Source organism: Streptomyces sp. NPDC031100, assembly GCF_055570785.1.
The window spans coordinates 217,512-232,034 of sequence record NZ_JBVIGN010000008.1 but is presented as its reverse complement, the minus strand read 5'-3'; the positions used below and the strand labels follow the sequence as shown (position 1 = coordinate 232,034).

The window sequence follows — 14,523 nt, the reverse complement described above, 5'->3', positions numbered from 1 at the left end:
GGATCCGGCCTGCTGTGCTCCGGGTTTACCGCACGTCGACGAAGTCACCCGCGGCGCTGACGCCAGCGGTGGAGGAGTTGCCCGCGAAGGAGAAGCGGTAGGTGCCGTCGGCCGTCGCGGTCGTCGTGGTCTTCAGGTTGCCTCTGGAGTCCGTCTTGACGGTCTTCAGCGTGGTGTAGGTGCTGGAGCCCTTCTTGCGGAACTGGAGCTTGACCGACTGGTTGCCGTAGCCGCCGTACTTGAGCGTCTCCCAGTTGGCGCGGGTGAGGGAGCCGGTGACGGTGAGGGTCTTGCCCTTCTTCACCGGCTCGGGCGTGGCGTCGGTGGTGAGCTTCGCGGCGCGCAGGAAGAGGAAGGAGCCGGACTTCTCCTGCCAGATGTAGTTCTCGTCGTTGGCGTTGATCCACGCGGAGACGTACCAGGTGCCGGCCGTCTTGTTGAGGAGATAGTCGGTCCTCGGGTCGATCTTCACCGAGGCGATGCACGTGGAGGTGGTGGCGTTGACCGCGATGCAGGCGGGCTTGCCGGTCCGGACGTAACCGTCGCCAGGGCCGTAGAGGTCGAACTCGTCGGCGCCCTTGATGCCCGAGTCGTCCGTCGCGGTCACGCTGACCTTGAACGTGACCGCGCTGGAGGTGCCGATCGTCACCTTGTTGTCGCCGTCCACGACCACCTTGGTGATCTTGGTGTCGCCGTCACCGCCGTCCGCGTGCGCGGCCGGAACGGCGAGAGCGGACAGGGCCAGAGCGCCGCTCACGACGGCGACAGACGCTCGAATGCGCATGTGTTGTCCCCACGTTGGTTGTCTGTGGAGCCTGGTGACTCCACAGACATGACCTGGGACAGATGTGAAAGGTTGTACTACTCGTAAGAATGTGGTGTGGGAATCGTCGAGGTCAGTCGAACCAGCGGTCCCGTGCCAACTCCTCGGTGCGGGAGGGGTCTTCCAGCAGGGCCGCCACCTCGAAGCGGCGCGGCCACTGGCCCGCCGCCCAGGCGAGGCCCGCGGCGACGCCCTCCAGGGTGGCCGCGTGCAGGACGCCGTCGTCGGTCAGCCGCCAGTCGATCTCCACGCCGTCCACGACGAGTTCCTCGTGTTCGACGTAGGTGTCAGGGGTCCGCGGACCGAGCAGCACCCGCACCGAGTCCGGTACGTCGTGCTCGGCGCCCTCGGAGTGCACCTCGCCGGTGACGGACTCGCTCAGCCGCCGGACCTGGAACAGCTCGGCCAGCTCGGCGGCCCGGGAGGGGCGCACGGGCAGCAGCGGGACGCCGGAGGTGAAGGGCAGCAGGTCGGGCGAGTCGACCACGACCGCGTCGGCCGCGTCCACCACGGTCACCCGCCCGTCGGTCACGGCCCGCAGCTCGTCCGGCAGGGTCACCTGCTCCGGGTCCAGCTCCGCCAACGCGCTGTACAGGCCGTGCAGTTGGGCCGCGGTGACCGGCCGCTCGAGGTCGGCGAGGCGGTCCAGCAGTTCGGCGGCACCGCCGGGCTCGTCCAGCAGGGCGGACACGGAGGTCCGTACGCCCAGCGCGCGCAGCACCTGCTCGTCGTCGAAGCCGGTCGCGTCGGCCTCGTCGTACAGACCGTGCAGGAGGGGGTCACCGCCGGCCGCGAGCAGACCCGCCGGGCGGCGGCCGTCGAGCACCGGGTGCCCGCGCAGCCACCAGGCCGTGTACGGCCGTACGACCTCGTGGGTGCCGTCGGGCAGCAGGATCCGCACCGGCTGGGTGAGGGCGTCGCGCAGCGGCGGCCGGGCGAGCAGGGAGAGGGCCTCGGGCCAGTGGTCGTCGTCCACCAGGTCGAGGTCGCGTACGGCGACCAGTTCGGTGGCGACCGGAGGCACCGGGCTGTCGGGGAAGCGGTCGAGGATGTCCTCGCACCACACGTCCACGGCATCCAGCAGGCCCGCGTCGTCGGGCTCGGCGAAGTCGCCCTCCCGGGGCTCCAGTTCGTCCGGGTCGAGGACGACGTCCGTGGCGCGGACGAGCGCGAAGTCCGCGAGGACACCGCAGGCGGTGAGGGGCTGTTCACCCCACTTCGCCGCCAACTCGGCGTCGACGGCGGCCAGTTCGTCCTCGCGGATCACGCGGGCGAAGGGGCTGCCGGGGAAGACCAGCTCGCCCGCCGGGGCGAGTTCGCCGTCCTCGTCGGGCAGCGCGAGAGCCCCGAGCCAGGGCTCGTCACCGGGCTCCAGGCCGGCGTCGCGCACCAGGGCGAGGACGGTGTCGGCCAGTTCCTCGGCGTCCGGGGCGTCCTCCTCCCACAGCGCCCCGCCCTCGTCGTCCAGGGAGCCCGCCACGGCGGCCCGCACCTGCGGGGTGGTCAGCACCGCACGCGGGCTCGCGGGCAGCGCGCCCAGCTTCTCCAGCAGCGGATGGGCGGCGTCCTCGTGGGCGACCTTCAGCCCCAGTCGGCCGAGGATGTCGGGATCGATGAGGGCGGCGTCCGGGGTGGGGAGAAGGACCTGCCGGGGGCCGATGGTGGTCCGGCCGTCCGCGAGCGGGACCGGCAGCCCCGAGAGCCGGTCGGGTTCGACCCCGGCGAGGCTGTCGTAGAGCCGCCACCACCAGTCGGGGTCCTTCTCCAGACCGGCGAGCCGGTCGACGGCGTCGGCGAGCGACAGCCGGGCGACACCGAGGGTGCGCAGCTCGACGCGGCGTTCGAGGCCGGCGGGCAGCAGGGTGGGCAGCACCTCCGCGAGGACCCGTACGGTGCTGGCACCCGCGCCCTCCACCACTTCGGCGTCCCGCGGCCGCAGCGCCTCGGGAAGCTCGTCGTCGCCCTTCGCCACGACGGCCGGGGGCAGGAAGGCGGTCCGCGGCAGCCGCTCCAGGACCGCCTGGCGCAGCGCCCCGTCCAGCTCTCCCCTGCCCAGCGGCCCGGGTACGAGGTCGATCACGCCGTCGGTCACCGGACGCCACTCGGCGAGCAGCTCGGCGTAGGTGTCCGCCGCCCGCTGCACCAGGAAGTCGGTCAGCGGACCCGGGGCCGCGTGCCGCCGGGTGGTGTCCAGCGGGAAGGACGCGATGAGGAGCGCGGGAACGCCGAGGGGCTCGTCGCTGGGGGTGGGCGCGTGCACGACGGGCGTGGTGCGCGGCCGGGCCGGGCGGCCGTCGGTGTCCTCCGGTACGGCCCAGGTCACGGACCAGTGCGGGCGCAGGCGCTCCTCGACCGGGCGGTCGACGAGCAGGTCCGGGGTGAGCGGCCCGTGCGCGGAGACGGTACGCCAGCGGGTGGCACCCTCCCGCGAGTCCTCTACGACGGTGACGGCGCCCTCGGTACGACGCCGGAGGGTACGGGGAGCCTGGTCCTCGACCTCCACGACGACTTCCTCCAGCCCCGGCAGGGCCAGGAGCAGGGCGTCGTCGACGGCGGCGAGGAGGCGCTCGGCGAGGTCGGCGGCGGCCGTGTCCCGCAGGGGCAGGATGACGGCGGTGTCGTACGGGTCCGGGGCGGAACCCTCGGCGGCGAAGGGGAGACGCAGAAGCGGTGCGTGCCCGTCGCGGCGCCGGATCTCGTCCCCGAGCCCGGGGCTGTGCCGGGCGGTCTCGGCGGCCAGTTCCCGTGCCTCGGCCAGCGACCAGCGGACCCCGCCGTGCCGGCCGACGATCGCAGGCTCGTCCGTGACGGCGATGACGGCGGCGAAGCCGACGCCGAACCGGCCGACGGCGCCCTGCGTGTCCTGGGCGTCCCGCTTGGCCGAGGCCCGCAGCGTGGAGAGAGACTCGACACCGGCCGCGTCGAGCGGGGCGCCGGTGTTCGCGGCGACCAGAACCCCGTCGCGGAGAGTGAGCCGCAACCGCCCCGGCACCTTGGCCCGTGCGGCGGCGTCGGCGGCGTTCTGGGCCAGCTCCACCACGAGCCGGTCCCGGTAGCCGCCGAGGACCAGGTCCTCCTCGGCGTTGGCGTCCTCACGGAACCGGGCGGGGCTGGTGGCCCAGGCGTCGAGGACACCGCGGCGCAGACGGGCGGTGCCGAAGGGGTCGGCGCCCTCGGCCGCCGGCCGCACGTACTTGCTCACGTTCACACTCTCCTCATCGACCTGAGGACGACGGTACAGCGCGAGCAGGGCGGCCGGGGCTCGGGTGCCGACGGGTGGCCGGATGGGAGACGCCCCTCAGCCGCCGAGGAGGGGCAGGGAGAGGCCGCAGCTGACGGGCTGTGCGTGGGCGGGGTCGAGGGCGTTGCGCACGAGTTGGGCGGCGTTGGAGTCGTACGCGATCGAGACGTGCTCGGAGAGGTCCCGAGGGCAGATGTCCTGGATCGTGATGTTCTTGACGGTTGCGCCCGGTCCCGCGGTCAGGAACTGGTGCGTGTAGGGGGTGACGACCTCGTCCAGCCTGGTGGCGATGACGGTGTAGTCGACCCCGGGCTGCGTGTCCCCGTCCCGGTCCAGCGTCGTGTTCACCTCGGAGCCGACCAGCTGATCCTCGTACGCCTCGCCGACGACCAGGGACACGGGCTTGTTGAGACCCAGCTTCGTGGTCAGGGTGCCGAGGCCGGAGCCGGTGGTGCCGTGGTTGGACGGCGCCAGGCCGATGAGGCTGTGCACCTTGTTCCGTTCCGGGTGCGCGGGGTCCGTGCCGCCCGCGAACCGCAGATACCAGCGGGGTGTCAGACCGCCGCCCTGGGAATGTCCGACGAGGTCGACCTGGTGGGCACCGGTGGCCTTGAGCACGCGGTCGACGTAGTCGGCGATCTGCCCGGCGGACACCGGGATGTGCGCGGTGGCCTTGACCGGATTTCCGGGCGCCCCGCCGTAGTTGACGGCGAAGACGCAGTAGCCCAGCTGCTTCAGGTACGGGGACATCAAGCCCCAGTTCTCGTGGGCGTTCGCCCAGGTTCCGTGCAGCAGGACGACCGGGCGCGGGTGTTCCTTCGTGGGCTTGCAAGTCCAGTCGTCGGCCCCGGCCGGCGGCGCGTCCGGGTGGATGAGCCCGCCGGTCGCCGCCAGGGGCAAGTCGAGGATCTGCCCCCGCGGTACGGGAGGGGCCGGGCTGGCGGATGCGGCTGCCTCACCCTGCCCCACGGCCAGCGCCAGCGCGATTCCCGCGCAGACCCCTGCCCACCTGCTGCGCCGCCGGTTCGACCGTTCTTGGGACACACACCGATCCGCCATCGGACCACTCCTCGCCTCAAGGCCGGCCGAGCGCCGACGCGGCGATGATCGAGGAGCGGGGTCCCTGCGGGGCCTGGCGGCGGGCGCAACACCTCTTATGGAGCAGCCCGTTTCATCCTGTCAGCGGGTCATCGGGTCAGCTGGTGGAGGTGTAAGTCAGGAAATCTGACCAGATGGTGGGGGTGACAAACAACTGCGTTCCCGGGGGCTGCCGTTGGACCCGGCGGCGCTCGGCGGAAATCGGTCTGACACCGGAACGCGGGGATCCGTGCTGCGGTGCCGCGAGCGGTCTTTCCCAAGGAACACGAGGGTGAAAGGACCTCACCAAACCCACCCCTCCCGCCCACGGCGCAAACTCACTCACGCGAGTGAACATCGCCAACTCGGCTGGCGTGGCGGGCGGTTGCACGCTCTACGCTCAGCGCGACAGAGCCTCAGAAATACGACGGCCCTCGCGGGGACTGGCATCCCATGGCGAGGGCCTGACCACCTAGGAAGACCAGCACCTTCCCGATGGACGTTCAGAACCCTAGCGCGCCCCCGCCCGCCCAGTCCCGAGTTGCCGCCAAGATGCACCCGAATCGGCGGCCCCGTCCCGGCGGGCTGATCCACGAGAACACCCGGCACACCGGCAACTTCACGGTGATCGGCAACCACCTGGCCCAGCACCCGACCCTGTCGGGGCTGGCCATCGGCATCGGCGCGTACATCCAGTCGCTCCCGGCCGGCGCCCGGGTGGACATCAAGACGCTCGCCGCCCGCTTTCCCGAGGGAGCGGTCCGTGTCGCCCGCGCGCTGCGGGAGTTGGAGGCCGAGGGCTATCTGCGGCGCGAGCGGGAACGCGGGCCGGACGGCCGTATCGTCACGCGCACGATCTCCTGCAACCAGCCCGGACGCCGCAGGGACGACCACGCCCCCGCCCCGAAGCCCGCACGGCCGAAGAAGACACCCCGCAAGCCCCTGCCACCGGTACCGCGCCCGGCCTGCCCCTCCCCCACGCTCATCCAGCAGGCCACGGACCTCCTCGCGGACCTCCACCGCCACGACCGGCGCCTGCTGCTCTCCGAGCACGACACAGCCCACCTGGCTCCGGGCGTCGCGGCCTGGCTGGAACGGGACGTGACCCCCACCTCCGTACGCCACGCCCTGACCGCGGGCCTGCCACCGGAGCCCCTCTGCCGCCCGGCATCCCTCCTGGCCCACCGGCTGAGGACCCAGCTGCCACCGCCGCCCCCATTTCGGGCCCCGGCGCCACCGCCGACGGTCCCAGACCGCGTCCAGAACTGCGAGGGCTGCGACCGGGGCTTCCGCTCACCGAACCCAGGACTCTGCCGTGACTGCCGCACTCCCTCTGCCACTGCCGCCTGAGCCCGTTCCGTCCCGTTGCGTGCCCTCAGGCCGGATACTCTGGCCGGGGCACCCTCTGGAGGACACCATGAGCACTCAGGCCGACCACCGGAACGAACTGATTCCCCGTCCCGAGATGACCCCTGATGCCCTGCGTGCCGCCCTTGCCATCGTCGCTCCAGGTCGCCTGGACGAGATGCAGGCCATGAAGGACGAGGCCTTCGCCAAGGCAGTCGAGTGGCAGTCTCTGAGCCCGGTAAAGAGCTGGGTTCTGGCCTGGGCCAGGGACATCGAGATCGCCCGTCGGCCGGACCTGTCCGCCCGATACGCCTGGGCACAGAACAACTTGGAACACGAGGATCCGGCCACCGCGTGGGAAGCCCTTCGCGAGCTGAGTGCGGTCCTCGACGAGGCGATGAGGGCAGTTCGCGAGTGAGCTGGAAATGGGAGTACGCGTTCGGAGCCGAAGAATCCGCCCGTACCGCTCCTGCAGACTTCCTCGCCGCTGTGGCACGCAAGGCCGAGGAACTGGTGAGGGCAGCCGAAGCTCTCCACGTCCACGGCCGGGCCCATGAGGAAGTCGACCCGAAGGGCGGAAACGTGAACGTCCCCGGCGGCATGTTCACGTACCAGGTCGTCGTGCGTAGCGAGCGCGTCTACGTCGTCCAGATCACCTACCTGGGCTTCTGAGCCGCCCGCGAGAACGCAAGCGGCCCGCCGCAGCCGACGGCGCTACGAGTGACCCAGTTCCGCCGTCTCCTCGTCGCCCGTCTCCGGGACCGAGCCCGAGTCGCGGGCCGGGCGCAGGGGGAAGACGTCGACCTTCATCTCGTCGATCACCGGCGCCGCCGGCTGGGGCGGCTTCGGCATGACCGCGGCCTCCGAGTGGCCGCCGCAGCCGTACGCCAGGGAGACCACGCGGCCGTCGGCCGGGGAGAACTCGTTCGCGCAGACGCCGAAGGCCTGGCCGAGGGAACCGCCGATGGGGGTGAGGAAGCCGCAGGTCAGGCACGTTGCCGGGGCCGCCTGGGCCATCGGCGTCTTGGGGCCGAACCCTTCCTCCCAGCGGTCGGCCGCGATGTGCAGGCCGTAGCGGGACAGGACGCGGGCCCGGCGCATGCCCAGTTCCTCGGCCACGGCGGCGATGGAGCCGCGGGTGGGGGCCGTCGGCTGGGTGGCCGGGGTGCCCGGGGTGACGTCCGCGTCCTCGGCCTCCGCCAGTTCGGCCATGTCCTCGGACACCACCGAGTTCGGCGGGGGCTGCTCCTCGCCCGTGTAGCCGGGCTCCAGACGCAGGTCCTCCTGGTCGGTGGGGAGCAGGTCGCCGGGGCCGAGGTCGCCGGGGCGCAGGCGCTCGCTCCACGGGACCCACTCGGGGGCGAGAAGGGCGTCGGGGCCGGGGAGGAGGACCACCTCGTCCAGGGTCACGATCTTGGCGCGGGAGGCGCGGGCGACCGTCGCCGCCCAGCGCCAGCCGCGGTATCCCAGTTCCTTGCACTCGAAGAAGTGCGTGACAACACGGTCGCCCTCCGACACCAGGGCGACGTGCTCACCGACGACTCCGGGCGCGGCTGCCTCCTCGGCGGCGGCGCGGGCGAGGTCCACGGCCTCGGCGCACAGACGGTCGGGGGTGCGGCTTCGCGTTGTCGCTGCGCTCACAGGTATCGCTTCTCTCCTACGCCGTCTCTGAGTGCGGCTGCCTCCGGCGGTGAAGCGGACGGAGCGGACCTGGGGACCGCATCGACGTCTGCACTCCGATCGCGCTCGGGCGCACCTCTGCCATCTATTGTGCTTGATGGCTGAGATACGCACGCTACCCCGTCGTCGGTGGTCCGGGACAGTCCGGCGCCTCGCGGCGATGTCTCCGGCCCTCCCCGACGGCCCGGCGGGCCGGGTTCGGGCCGACTCGCTCGGTTTCAAACCGCACTATCGGGGCTTGTCTCGGGGCACTATGAACGACGTGGCAGCCGCGGACAGCAGGGGCGTTCGGGGTGGCGGTTCGGGCCGGGTCGGCGGTGTCGTCCGCGCGGTCGGGCGTGCCCTGCACCTGCCGGTGACCGGCACCGCGCGCGGGATCCGCAAGGCCACGCACGCCCATGGCGCGGGCGAGTCGGGGCTGGGCAAGCTGATCGAGCTGCACGCGGTGAACGGCGCCGGGGATGTCATGATCACCGTCGCCCTCGCCTCCACCGTGTTCTTCTCCGTGCCGACCGACGAGGCCCGGGGGCGGGTCGCGCTCTATCTCGCGATCACGATGGCTCCCTTCACCGTCCTCGCGCCCGTCATCGGACCGCTGCTCGATCGGCTGCCGCACGGGCGGCGGGCGGCCATGGCGGGGGCGATGCTGGCCCGGGCGCTGCTCGCGCTGATCATTTCCGGGGCCGTGGCCAGCGGGAGTCTCCAGCTGTATCCCGCCGCGCTGGGGGTGCTGGTCGCGTCCAAGGCGTACGGGGTGGTGCGCAGTGCCGTGGTGCCCCGGCTGCTGCCGCCCGCCTTCTCCCTCGTGAAGGCCAACTCCCGGGTCACCCTCGCCGGGCTGCTCGCCACCGGTGTGGCCGCGCCGATCGGGGCGGGGCTGCATGCCATCGGGGATCCCTGGCCGCTCTACGGTGCCTTCGTGATCTTCGTGGCAGGGACGTTCCTGTCGTTCTCCCTGCCGCCCAAGGTCGACTCCGCCAAGGGCGAGGACGTGGCGCTGCTCGCGGCCGACGAGCGGCATCTGCACGGGCCGCACCGGCAGGAGACGATCAGGCGGCGGCCCGGGCTGCGGACGGTGGGACCCGCCGTGACCCATGCCCTGGGCGCCAACGCCGCGCTCCGCTGCCTGTCCGGCTTCCTGATCTTCTTCCTCGCCTTCCTGCTGCGCGAGCACCCGCTGACCGGGGAGAGCGCGGCCGTATCGCTGGGGATGGTCGGCGTCGCGGCCGGAGCGGGCAACGCGCTCGGCACCGCGGTGGGGGCCTGGCTGAAGTCCAAGGCGCCGGAGATCATCATCGTGACGGTCGTCGCCGTCGTGCTCGGTACGGCGATCGTGGCCGCCCTGTTCTTCGGGGCGTTGCTGGTGACCTGCCTGGCCGCCGTCGCCGGGTTCGCCCAGGCGCTGGCCAAGCTGTCCCTGGACGCGCTGATCCAGCGGGACGTGCCCGAGCTGGTGCGGACGTCGGCGTTCGCGCGCTCGGAGACGCTGCTGCAGATGGCCTGGGTGTTCGGCGGCGCCGTCGGCATCGTGATGCCCCTCAACGGCACCCTCGGCCTCGCGGTCGCCGCCGTCATCGTGGCCGCCGGCTGGCTGACCACGCTGCGCGGTCTGCTCGCCTCCGCGCGGCACGGCGGCAGGCCGCGGGCGCGAGTGGCGTAACGAACCGGGCACGCCGCACCCCACGTGGCCGGACGGCTCCGGGCGCCCGATAGCCTTCGGCCATGACCACGCTGCCCCGCGGCGAAGCCGCTGATGTACCACGCGTTGTGCGACGCCGCCGCGCCGTCGCCGCCGCCGGCGCCGTTTCCGCCGGACTGCTCGTCCTGTCTGCCTGCGAGAAGCCGACGCCGGTCGCCACGATCACCGTGGGCCGAAGCTCGGTCAACTCCGAGGCCCTCTGCTACAACGACGGCAACAACCTCGACGCCAAGTCTCTGGCCAAGTGCGCCAAGAAGGCCGAAGAGATCGAGTCGATCAAGGTCGACCCGGACCAGACGGTCCGCTTCGGTGTCGACCCGAAGATCGCGGACACCGGCTGGATCATCCTGGTGAACGGCCGCCAGTTCACCGACGTCAGCAAGAAGACCTACACCACCATCCCGGGCAGCGCGTTCTTCAACGCCCAGTACGGCACCCAGGGCACCAGCAACACCGTCTCCATCCAGATGGGCCAGAACCCGCCCAAGGGTCTGTGGTCCTTCAAGCTGAAGAAGGCCTGACCACGCCCCCCGTACGCGTTCTCGTGGCCACCGCGGTCCCCGTCGAACGGGACGCGGTGGCACGGGCGTTCCCGGGGGCGGGCGAGGAGGTCGCCCTGCCCGGGGTGTCCGTCCTGCGGACCGCCGCCGGGTACGACCTGCTGGCCGCCGGTGTCGGGCCCGCCCTGGCCGCCGCCTCCACCGCCACCGCGCTCACCGCCGCCGCCCTCGACGGCAGCCCCTACGGCCTCGTCGTCTGCGCCGGGATCGGCGGCGGCTTCCAGCCCGACGCGCCGGTCGGCTCGCTCGTCGTCGCCGACGCGATCACCGTGGCCGATCTGGGCGCCGAGACGGCCGACGGCTTCCTCCCGGTCACCGAACTCGGTTTCGGGACCGTCACCCACCGGCCGCCGAATTCACTCGTACGAGACGTGTCCGAGGCCCTCGGGGCCCGCTCCGGCACCGTCCTGACCGTCTCCACCGTCACCGGCACCGCCGCCCGCGCCGCCGAGCTGCGCGCCCGCCATCCGCAGGCCCTCGCCGAGGGCATGGAGGGGTTCGGCGTGGCCGAGGCGGCAGCCGGGCACGGCGTGCCCGTCCTGGAGATCCGCGCGGTGTCCAACCCGGTCGGCCCGCGCGACCGCGCCGCCTGGCGCATCGGTGACGCGCTCGCCGCCCTCACCGAGGGGTTCGGGAAGCTCGCGCCCGCATTGGAGAGTTGGAACCCGCATGACCAGTGATGCACTGCAGATCGCGTACTCCCCCTGCCCGAACGACACCTTCGTCTTCGACGCCCTCGCCCACGGCCGCGTCCCCGGCGCCCCCGCCCTGGACGTCACCTTCGCCGACATCGACATCACCAACGGCATGGCCGAGCGCGGCGAGTTCGACGTGCTGAAGGTGTCGTACGCCGTGCTGCCGTACGTCATGGACGAGTACACGCTGCTGCCCTGCGGCGGCGCGCTGGGGCGGGGCTGCGGGCCGCTGGTGCTGACCCGGGAGACGGACGTCGACCTGACGGGGCGTACGGTCGCCGTGCCGAGCGAGAAGTCGACCGCCTATCTGCTGTTCCGGCTGTGGGCCGCGGACACGCTGCCCGGCAGCGTCGGCGAGATCGTCGTCATGCCGTTCCACGAGATCATGCCGGCCGTGCGGGACGGCAAGGTGGACGCCGGGCTCGTCATCCACGAGGCCCGTTTCACCTACCAGAACTACGGGCTGCACAAGCTCGCCGACATGGGCGAGCACTGGGAGCGCACCACCAGGCTGCCGATCCCGCTCGGCGCGATCATCGCCAAGCGCTCGCTGGGAGCCGAGACCCTCGGCCGGCTCGCCGACTCCGTCAAGGCGTCCGTCCAGGCCGCCTGGGACGACCCCGAGGCCTCCCGGCCGTACGTCATGGAGCACGCCCAGGAGATGGACCCGGCCGTCGCCGACCAGCACATCGGCCTGTACGTCAACGAGTTCACCGCCGACCTGGGCGAGGACGGCTATGCGGCGATCCGCGGGCTGCTCACCCGCGCGGCGGCCGAGGGGCTCGTCCCGCCCCTCGGCCCGGATGCGCTCGCCTTCCCCTGACGGGTGCTTATACGTCCAGCTGGTCGGCGACCGCGCGCAGCAGGCCGGCGATCTTCTTGCCGGAGGCCTTGTCCGGGTAGCGGCCCTTCTCGAGCATCGGCGTGATGTTCTCGAGAAGGGTCGTCAGGTCCTGCACGATCGAGGCCAGCTCGTCCGGCTTCTTGCGCTGCGCGGCCGCGACGGACGGCGTCGGGTCGAGCACGGTCACGGAGAGCGCCTGGTCACCGCGCTGACCGGCGACGACACCGAACTCCACGCGCTGTCCCGGCTTGAGCACATCGACTCCGTCGGGGAGAACCGAGGAATGGACGAAGACGTCACCGCCGTCGTCGCGGGAGAGAAAGCCGAAGCCCTTCTCGCTGTTGAACCACTTGACCTTGCCGGTAGGCACGTCTGTCCTCGTCCTCGTACTTGTCGGGAAAACTACTTCGGAAACGGCTCTTGATAGCAGTAGAGCGGGTCGACCATGACCCGCCGCTACCAAGGCTAATGGTCTACGGGCGGGTGACAAGACGTCCCCCGGTTGTTCTCTTGCGCTGGGAACTACCCTGGTCCGGTGCGTGACAAAACCCAAACGAATTCCGCCGGGCCCGGTGACCGACTGATCCGCGCCGGTGCCGTCGTGTTCTTCCTCGGGGCCGTGGCCACCCTCGTCACGGTGGCCCCGCTGTTCCTCGGTGCGAAGCCTTTTCCGACGTACATGTTCGGCTTGAGCATGCTCATGGCCGTCGGCTTCCTGGTCGCCGGGGCGGGTGTGCTGCGCTCGATCGCCGCCGGGCGGCGTCAGGCGCGGGGCGCCTCGCGGTAGCCGGCCAGCCAGGCCGGGAAGGCGGAGAGGTCGTCCAGGACGACGTCCGCCCCCGCGGCGCGCAGCTCGTCGCCGTCGCAGGGCCCGGTGACCACGGCGACCGACAGCGCGCCCGCCGTCCGGGCTCCGCGCACGTCCCCGACGTGGTCGCCGACGTAGACGCCCGCGCCGTACTCGCGCAGGGCGTCCGCCTTCTGCTCGGCCCACAGGTCGCCCACCACCACGTCGGGCTCTATGCCCAGGTGGGACAGGTGCAGCTTGGCGTTCGGCTCGTATTTCGCCGTGACCACCATCGTCCGGCCGCCGGCCGCGCGCACCGCGTCGATCGCCTCCCGCGCGCCCGCCATCGCGGGGGTCGCGGCGATGGCGATCGACGGGTACATCTCCCGGTACAGGTCGGCCATCGCGTCGATCTGCTCCGCCGGGAACCAGTGGACCAGCTCCTCCGCGAGCGGGGGCCCGAGCCGGGTGATCGCCAGGTCGGCGTCGATGTACGTCCCCGTCCGCTCCGACAGCGCCAGGTAGCAGGCGTGGATGCCCGGGCGGGAGTCGATGAGGGTCATGTCGAGGTCGAAGCCGACGGTGAGGGCCGGGGTGGAGGTCATGGGGGCCATTGTGCCGGGTCCCCCTGTGTGACCAGCCGGCGCTAGCGCTTTCGCTGCGACCGCCAGACCAGGAACAGGGCCGACGCGATCGCTGCGCCGCGGACCATCCAGGGCCAGGTTTCGGCCAGGGCGTCGTTCATGTGGCCCTGGGCGACGGGGGCGCCCCAGCGCCCGGTGTCGCGGCCCCACAGCCAGAGCAGGCCGGCGGCCAGGGCGAGGCCGGGGACGCCCAGGACGGCCCACTTGGTCTCCGCCGGGGTCAGCCGACGGGAGCCGTAGGCGATCAGCCAGCCCAGGAGCAGCGCGAACCAGTTGCCGAGCACGGCACCGGCGACCAGCGCGGCGGCGGCCAGCAGCAGGAGCGGGTTGGTCCAGCCCCCGGCGGGGCGGGGGAGGAGGCGACGGTCGGGGCCGTCGGCCGCGGGGGGCTTGCGTGCGAACAGGCGGCGGCGGGGGGCGGCAGCCTGTTCCGCTGCTTCCGCCGGCACTTCCCGCCGGGGCTCCGACTCCTTCTCCCCCGTGTCCTTCGGCGGGCGTTTGAGCAGGTCGGGGATCTCCACTCCGCCGACGAAGCCCGGTACGTCGTCACCGGCGGCCGTCCCGAAGAGGCTGCCCTCCACCCGCCACCAGTCGGGGTGCGTCGCGCTGTCCCCGAGTTCGTGGGCGGCGGCCAGGTGCGGCGGGGAGGGTGCGGGGCTCGGGGCGGGCGTGTCCGGCGCGGCGGGGCGCGGGCGGGGTACGACCCTGCGCAGTCCCTTGGGCCGCTCCTGCTCCGCCTCCGGCTCCCGCTGTACGGGCACGGCGGCGGCCGGCTGCTGCGGCGCGCCCGCGGTGCCGCCCGCGGCCTCTACCACCTCGTCGGGGGTGCCGAGCCGGTCCAGGATGCGGCGTACGGCGGCCGGAGAGTCCACCGCCGCCTTGGCCCGGCGCCGGTCGATCTCGTTCCGCAGCTCCGAGACCAGCCGCATCCGTGTGGACGACGGCAGCTGCCGCTGCTGAGCGACGTCCCCGACGCGGCTCAGATACTCGTAGACGACCTGGTCGCTTTCGATCCCCACGGAACCCCTCCGGGGTGATGCCGACGTAACCCCGGTGAGGACGGTACCGCTTCTCTCCCGTCGCCCGGGGTCGCCCTGGGGGCTCCGCCCCCAGACCCCCGTGCTCG

At 72.3% G+C, this 14,523-nt stretch carries 15 protein-coding genes; 8 read left to right on the top strand and 7 right to left on the bottom strand.

All coding sequences use genetic code 11. The features are described from left to right. Positions 1 to 25: 25 nt before the first annotated feature. The 3 genes from ACZ5DS_RS23700 to ACZ5DS_RS23690 form a co-directional block, all read right to left on the bottom strand. Positions 26 to 784, bottom strand: coding sequence for a calcium-binding protein (locus tag ACZ5DS_RS23700; RefSeq protein ID WP_468241815.1), 759 nt, complete (start codon positions 782 to 784; stop codon positions 26 to 28). Positions 785 to 896: 112 nt separating this feature from the next. Beyond that, positions 897 to 4,025, bottom strand: coding sequence for a sacsin N-terminal ATP-binding-like domain-containing protein (locus ACZ5DS_RS23695; protein WP_468241813.1), 3,129 nt, complete (start codon positions 4,023 to 4,025; stop codon positions 897 to 899). Between the two features lie 96 nt (positions 4,026 to 4,121). After that, positions 4,122 to 4,964: an esterase/lipase family protein gene (locus tag ACZ5DS_RS23690; protein WP_468241810.1), complete on the bottom strand. Its 843-nt coding sequence runs from the start codon at positions 4,962 to 4,964 to the stop codon at positions 4,122 to 4,124. A gap of 672 nt (positions 4,965 to 5,636) precedes the next feature. Between ACZ5DS_RS23690 and ACZ5DS_RS23685 the strand changes: the two genes are divergently transcribed. The 3 genes from ACZ5DS_RS23685 to ACZ5DS_RS23675 all read left to right on the top strand — a co-directional run bounded on the left by ACZ5DS_RS23685 (position 5,637) and on the right by ACZ5DS_RS23675 (position 7,160). Then, positions 5,637 to 6,491 (top strand): helix-turn-helix domain-containing protein, encoded by an 855-nt coding sequence (locus tag ACZ5DS_RS23685; RefSeq protein WP_468241808.1) that lies wholly within the window; start codon positions 5,637 to 5,639, stop codon positions 6,489 to 6,491. Between the two features lie 67 nt (positions 6,492 to 6,558). Further along, positions 6,559 to 6,906 (top strand): hypothetical protein, encoded by a 348-nt coding sequence (locus ACZ5DS_RS23680; RefSeq protein ID WP_468241806.1) that lies wholly within the window; start codon positions 6,559 to 6,561, stop codon positions 6,904 to 6,906. After that, complete coding sequence (locus ACZ5DS_RS23675) at positions 6,903 to 7,160, top strand: hypothetical protein (protein WP_468241803.1); 258 nt, start codon at positions 6,903 to 6,905, stop codon at positions 7,158 to 7,160. The genes ACZ5DS_RS23680 and ACZ5DS_RS23675 overlap by 4 nt, the downstream gene beginning before the upstream one ends. 42 nt (positions 7,161 to 7,202) lie before the next feature. Here ACZ5DS_RS23675 and ACZ5DS_RS23670 read toward each other — a convergent pair whose 3' ends face one another. Beyond that, complete coding sequence (locus ACZ5DS_RS23670; protein WP_468241801.1) at positions 7,203 to 8,129, bottom strand: DUF3027 domain-containing protein; 927 nt, start codon at positions 8,127 to 8,129, stop codon at positions 7,203 to 7,205. 292 nt (positions 8,130 to 8,421) lie between these two features. On the opposite strand from ACZ5DS_RS23670, the gene ACZ5DS_RS23665 reads away from it, so the two are divergent. The 4 genes from ACZ5DS_RS23665 to ACZ5DS_RS23650 all read left to right on the top strand — a co-directional run bounded on the left by ACZ5DS_RS23665 (position 8,422) and on the right by ACZ5DS_RS23650 (position 11,945). Then, the gene (locus tag ACZ5DS_RS23665; protein WP_468242177.1) at positions 8,422 to 9,828 is read left to right on the top strand and encodes an MFS transporter; all 1,407 of its coding nucleotides are present in this window, start codon (positions 8,422 to 8,424) and stop codon (positions 9,826 to 9,828) included. Between the two features lie 62 nt (positions 9,829 to 9,890). After that, positions 9,891 to 10,388 carry a DUF2771 domain-containing protein gene (locus ACZ5DS_RS23660; protein WP_468241799.1) on the top strand — a complete coding sequence of 166 codons (498 nt, stop codon included), beginning with the start codon at positions 9,891 to 9,893 and terminating at the stop codon, positions 10,386 to 10,388. Between the two features lie 23 nt (positions 10,389 to 10,411). Further along, entirely contained in the window at positions 10,412 to 11,107 is a 696-nt protein-coding gene (locus ACZ5DS_RS23655) for a futalosine hydrolase (RefSeq protein ID WP_468241796.1), read from the top strand. Beyond that, complete coding sequence (locus ACZ5DS_RS23650) at positions 11,097 to 11,945, top strand: 1,4-dihydroxy-6-naphthoate synthase (protein ID WP_468241794.1); 849 nt, start codon at positions 11,097 to 11,099, stop codon at positions 11,943 to 11,945. The genes ACZ5DS_RS23655 and ACZ5DS_RS23650 overlap by 11 nt, the downstream gene beginning before the upstream one ends. Positions 11,946 to 11,952: 7 nt before the next feature. Here ACZ5DS_RS23650 and ACZ5DS_RS23645 read toward each other — a convergent pair whose 3' ends face one another. Beyond that, complete coding sequence (locus ACZ5DS_RS23645; protein WP_468241792.1) at positions 11,953 to 12,336, bottom strand: cold-shock protein; 384 nt, start codon at positions 12,334 to 12,336, stop codon at positions 11,953 to 11,955. A gap of 165 nt (positions 12,337 to 12,501) precedes the next feature. On the opposite strand from ACZ5DS_RS23645, the gene ACZ5DS_RS23640 reads away from it, so the two are divergent. Next, the gene (locus ACZ5DS_RS23640; RefSeq protein ID WP_468241790.1) at positions 12,502 to 12,753 is read left to right on the top strand and encodes a hypothetical protein; all 252 of its coding nucleotides are present in this window, start codon (positions 12,502 to 12,504) and stop codon (positions 12,751 to 12,753) included. Here the strand turns inward: ACZ5DS_RS23640 and ACZ5DS_RS23635 are convergent. Then, complete coding sequence (locus tag ACZ5DS_RS23635) at positions 12,729 to 13,358, bottom strand: HAD family hydrolase (RefSeq protein ID WP_468241788.1); 630 nt, start codon at positions 13,356 to 13,358, stop codon at positions 12,729 to 12,731. The genes ACZ5DS_RS23640 and ACZ5DS_RS23635 overlap by 25 nt on opposite strands. Before the next feature lie 41 nt (positions 13,359 to 13,399). Continuing rightward, on the bottom strand, positions 13,400 to 14,416 hold the full coding sequence (locus ACZ5DS_RS23630) for a hypothetical protein (RefSeq protein WP_468241786.1): 1,017 nt from the start codon (positions 14,414 to 14,416) through the stop codon (positions 13,400 to 13,402). Positions 14,417 to 14,523 lie beyond the last annotated feature (107 nt).

Bases quoted from the DNA above. Each gene is read 5' to 3' on its own strand.
- ACZ5DS_RS23700 (WP_468241815.1), bottom strand. From the start codon at position 784: ATGCGCATTCGAGCGTCTGTCGCCGTCGTGAGCGGCGCTCTGGCCCTG.
- ACZ5DS_RS23685 (WP_468241808.1), top strand. From the start codon at position 5,637: ATGGACGTTCAGAACCCTAGCGCGCCCCCGCCCGCCCAGTCCCGAGTT.
- ACZ5DS_RS23680 (WP_468241806.1), top strand. From the start codon at position 6,559: ATGAGCACTCAGGCCGACCACCGGAACGAACTGATTCCCCGTCCCGAG.
- ACZ5DS_RS23665 (WP_468242177.1), top strand. From the start codon at position 8,422: ATGAACGACGTGGCAGCCGCGGACAGCAGGGGCGTTCGGGGTGGCGGT.
- ACZ5DS_RS23660 (WP_468241799.1), top strand. From the start codon at position 9,891: ATGACCACGCTGCCCCGCGGCGAAGCCGCTGATGTACCACGCGTTGTG.
- ACZ5DS_RS23650 (WP_468241794.1), top strand. From the start codon at position 11,097: ATGACCAGTGATGCACTGCAGATCGCGTACTCCCCCTGCCCGAACGAC.
- ACZ5DS_RS23635 (WP_468241788.1), bottom strand. From the start codon at position 13,358: ATGACCTCCACCCCGGCCCTCACCGTCGGCTTCGACCTCGACATGACC.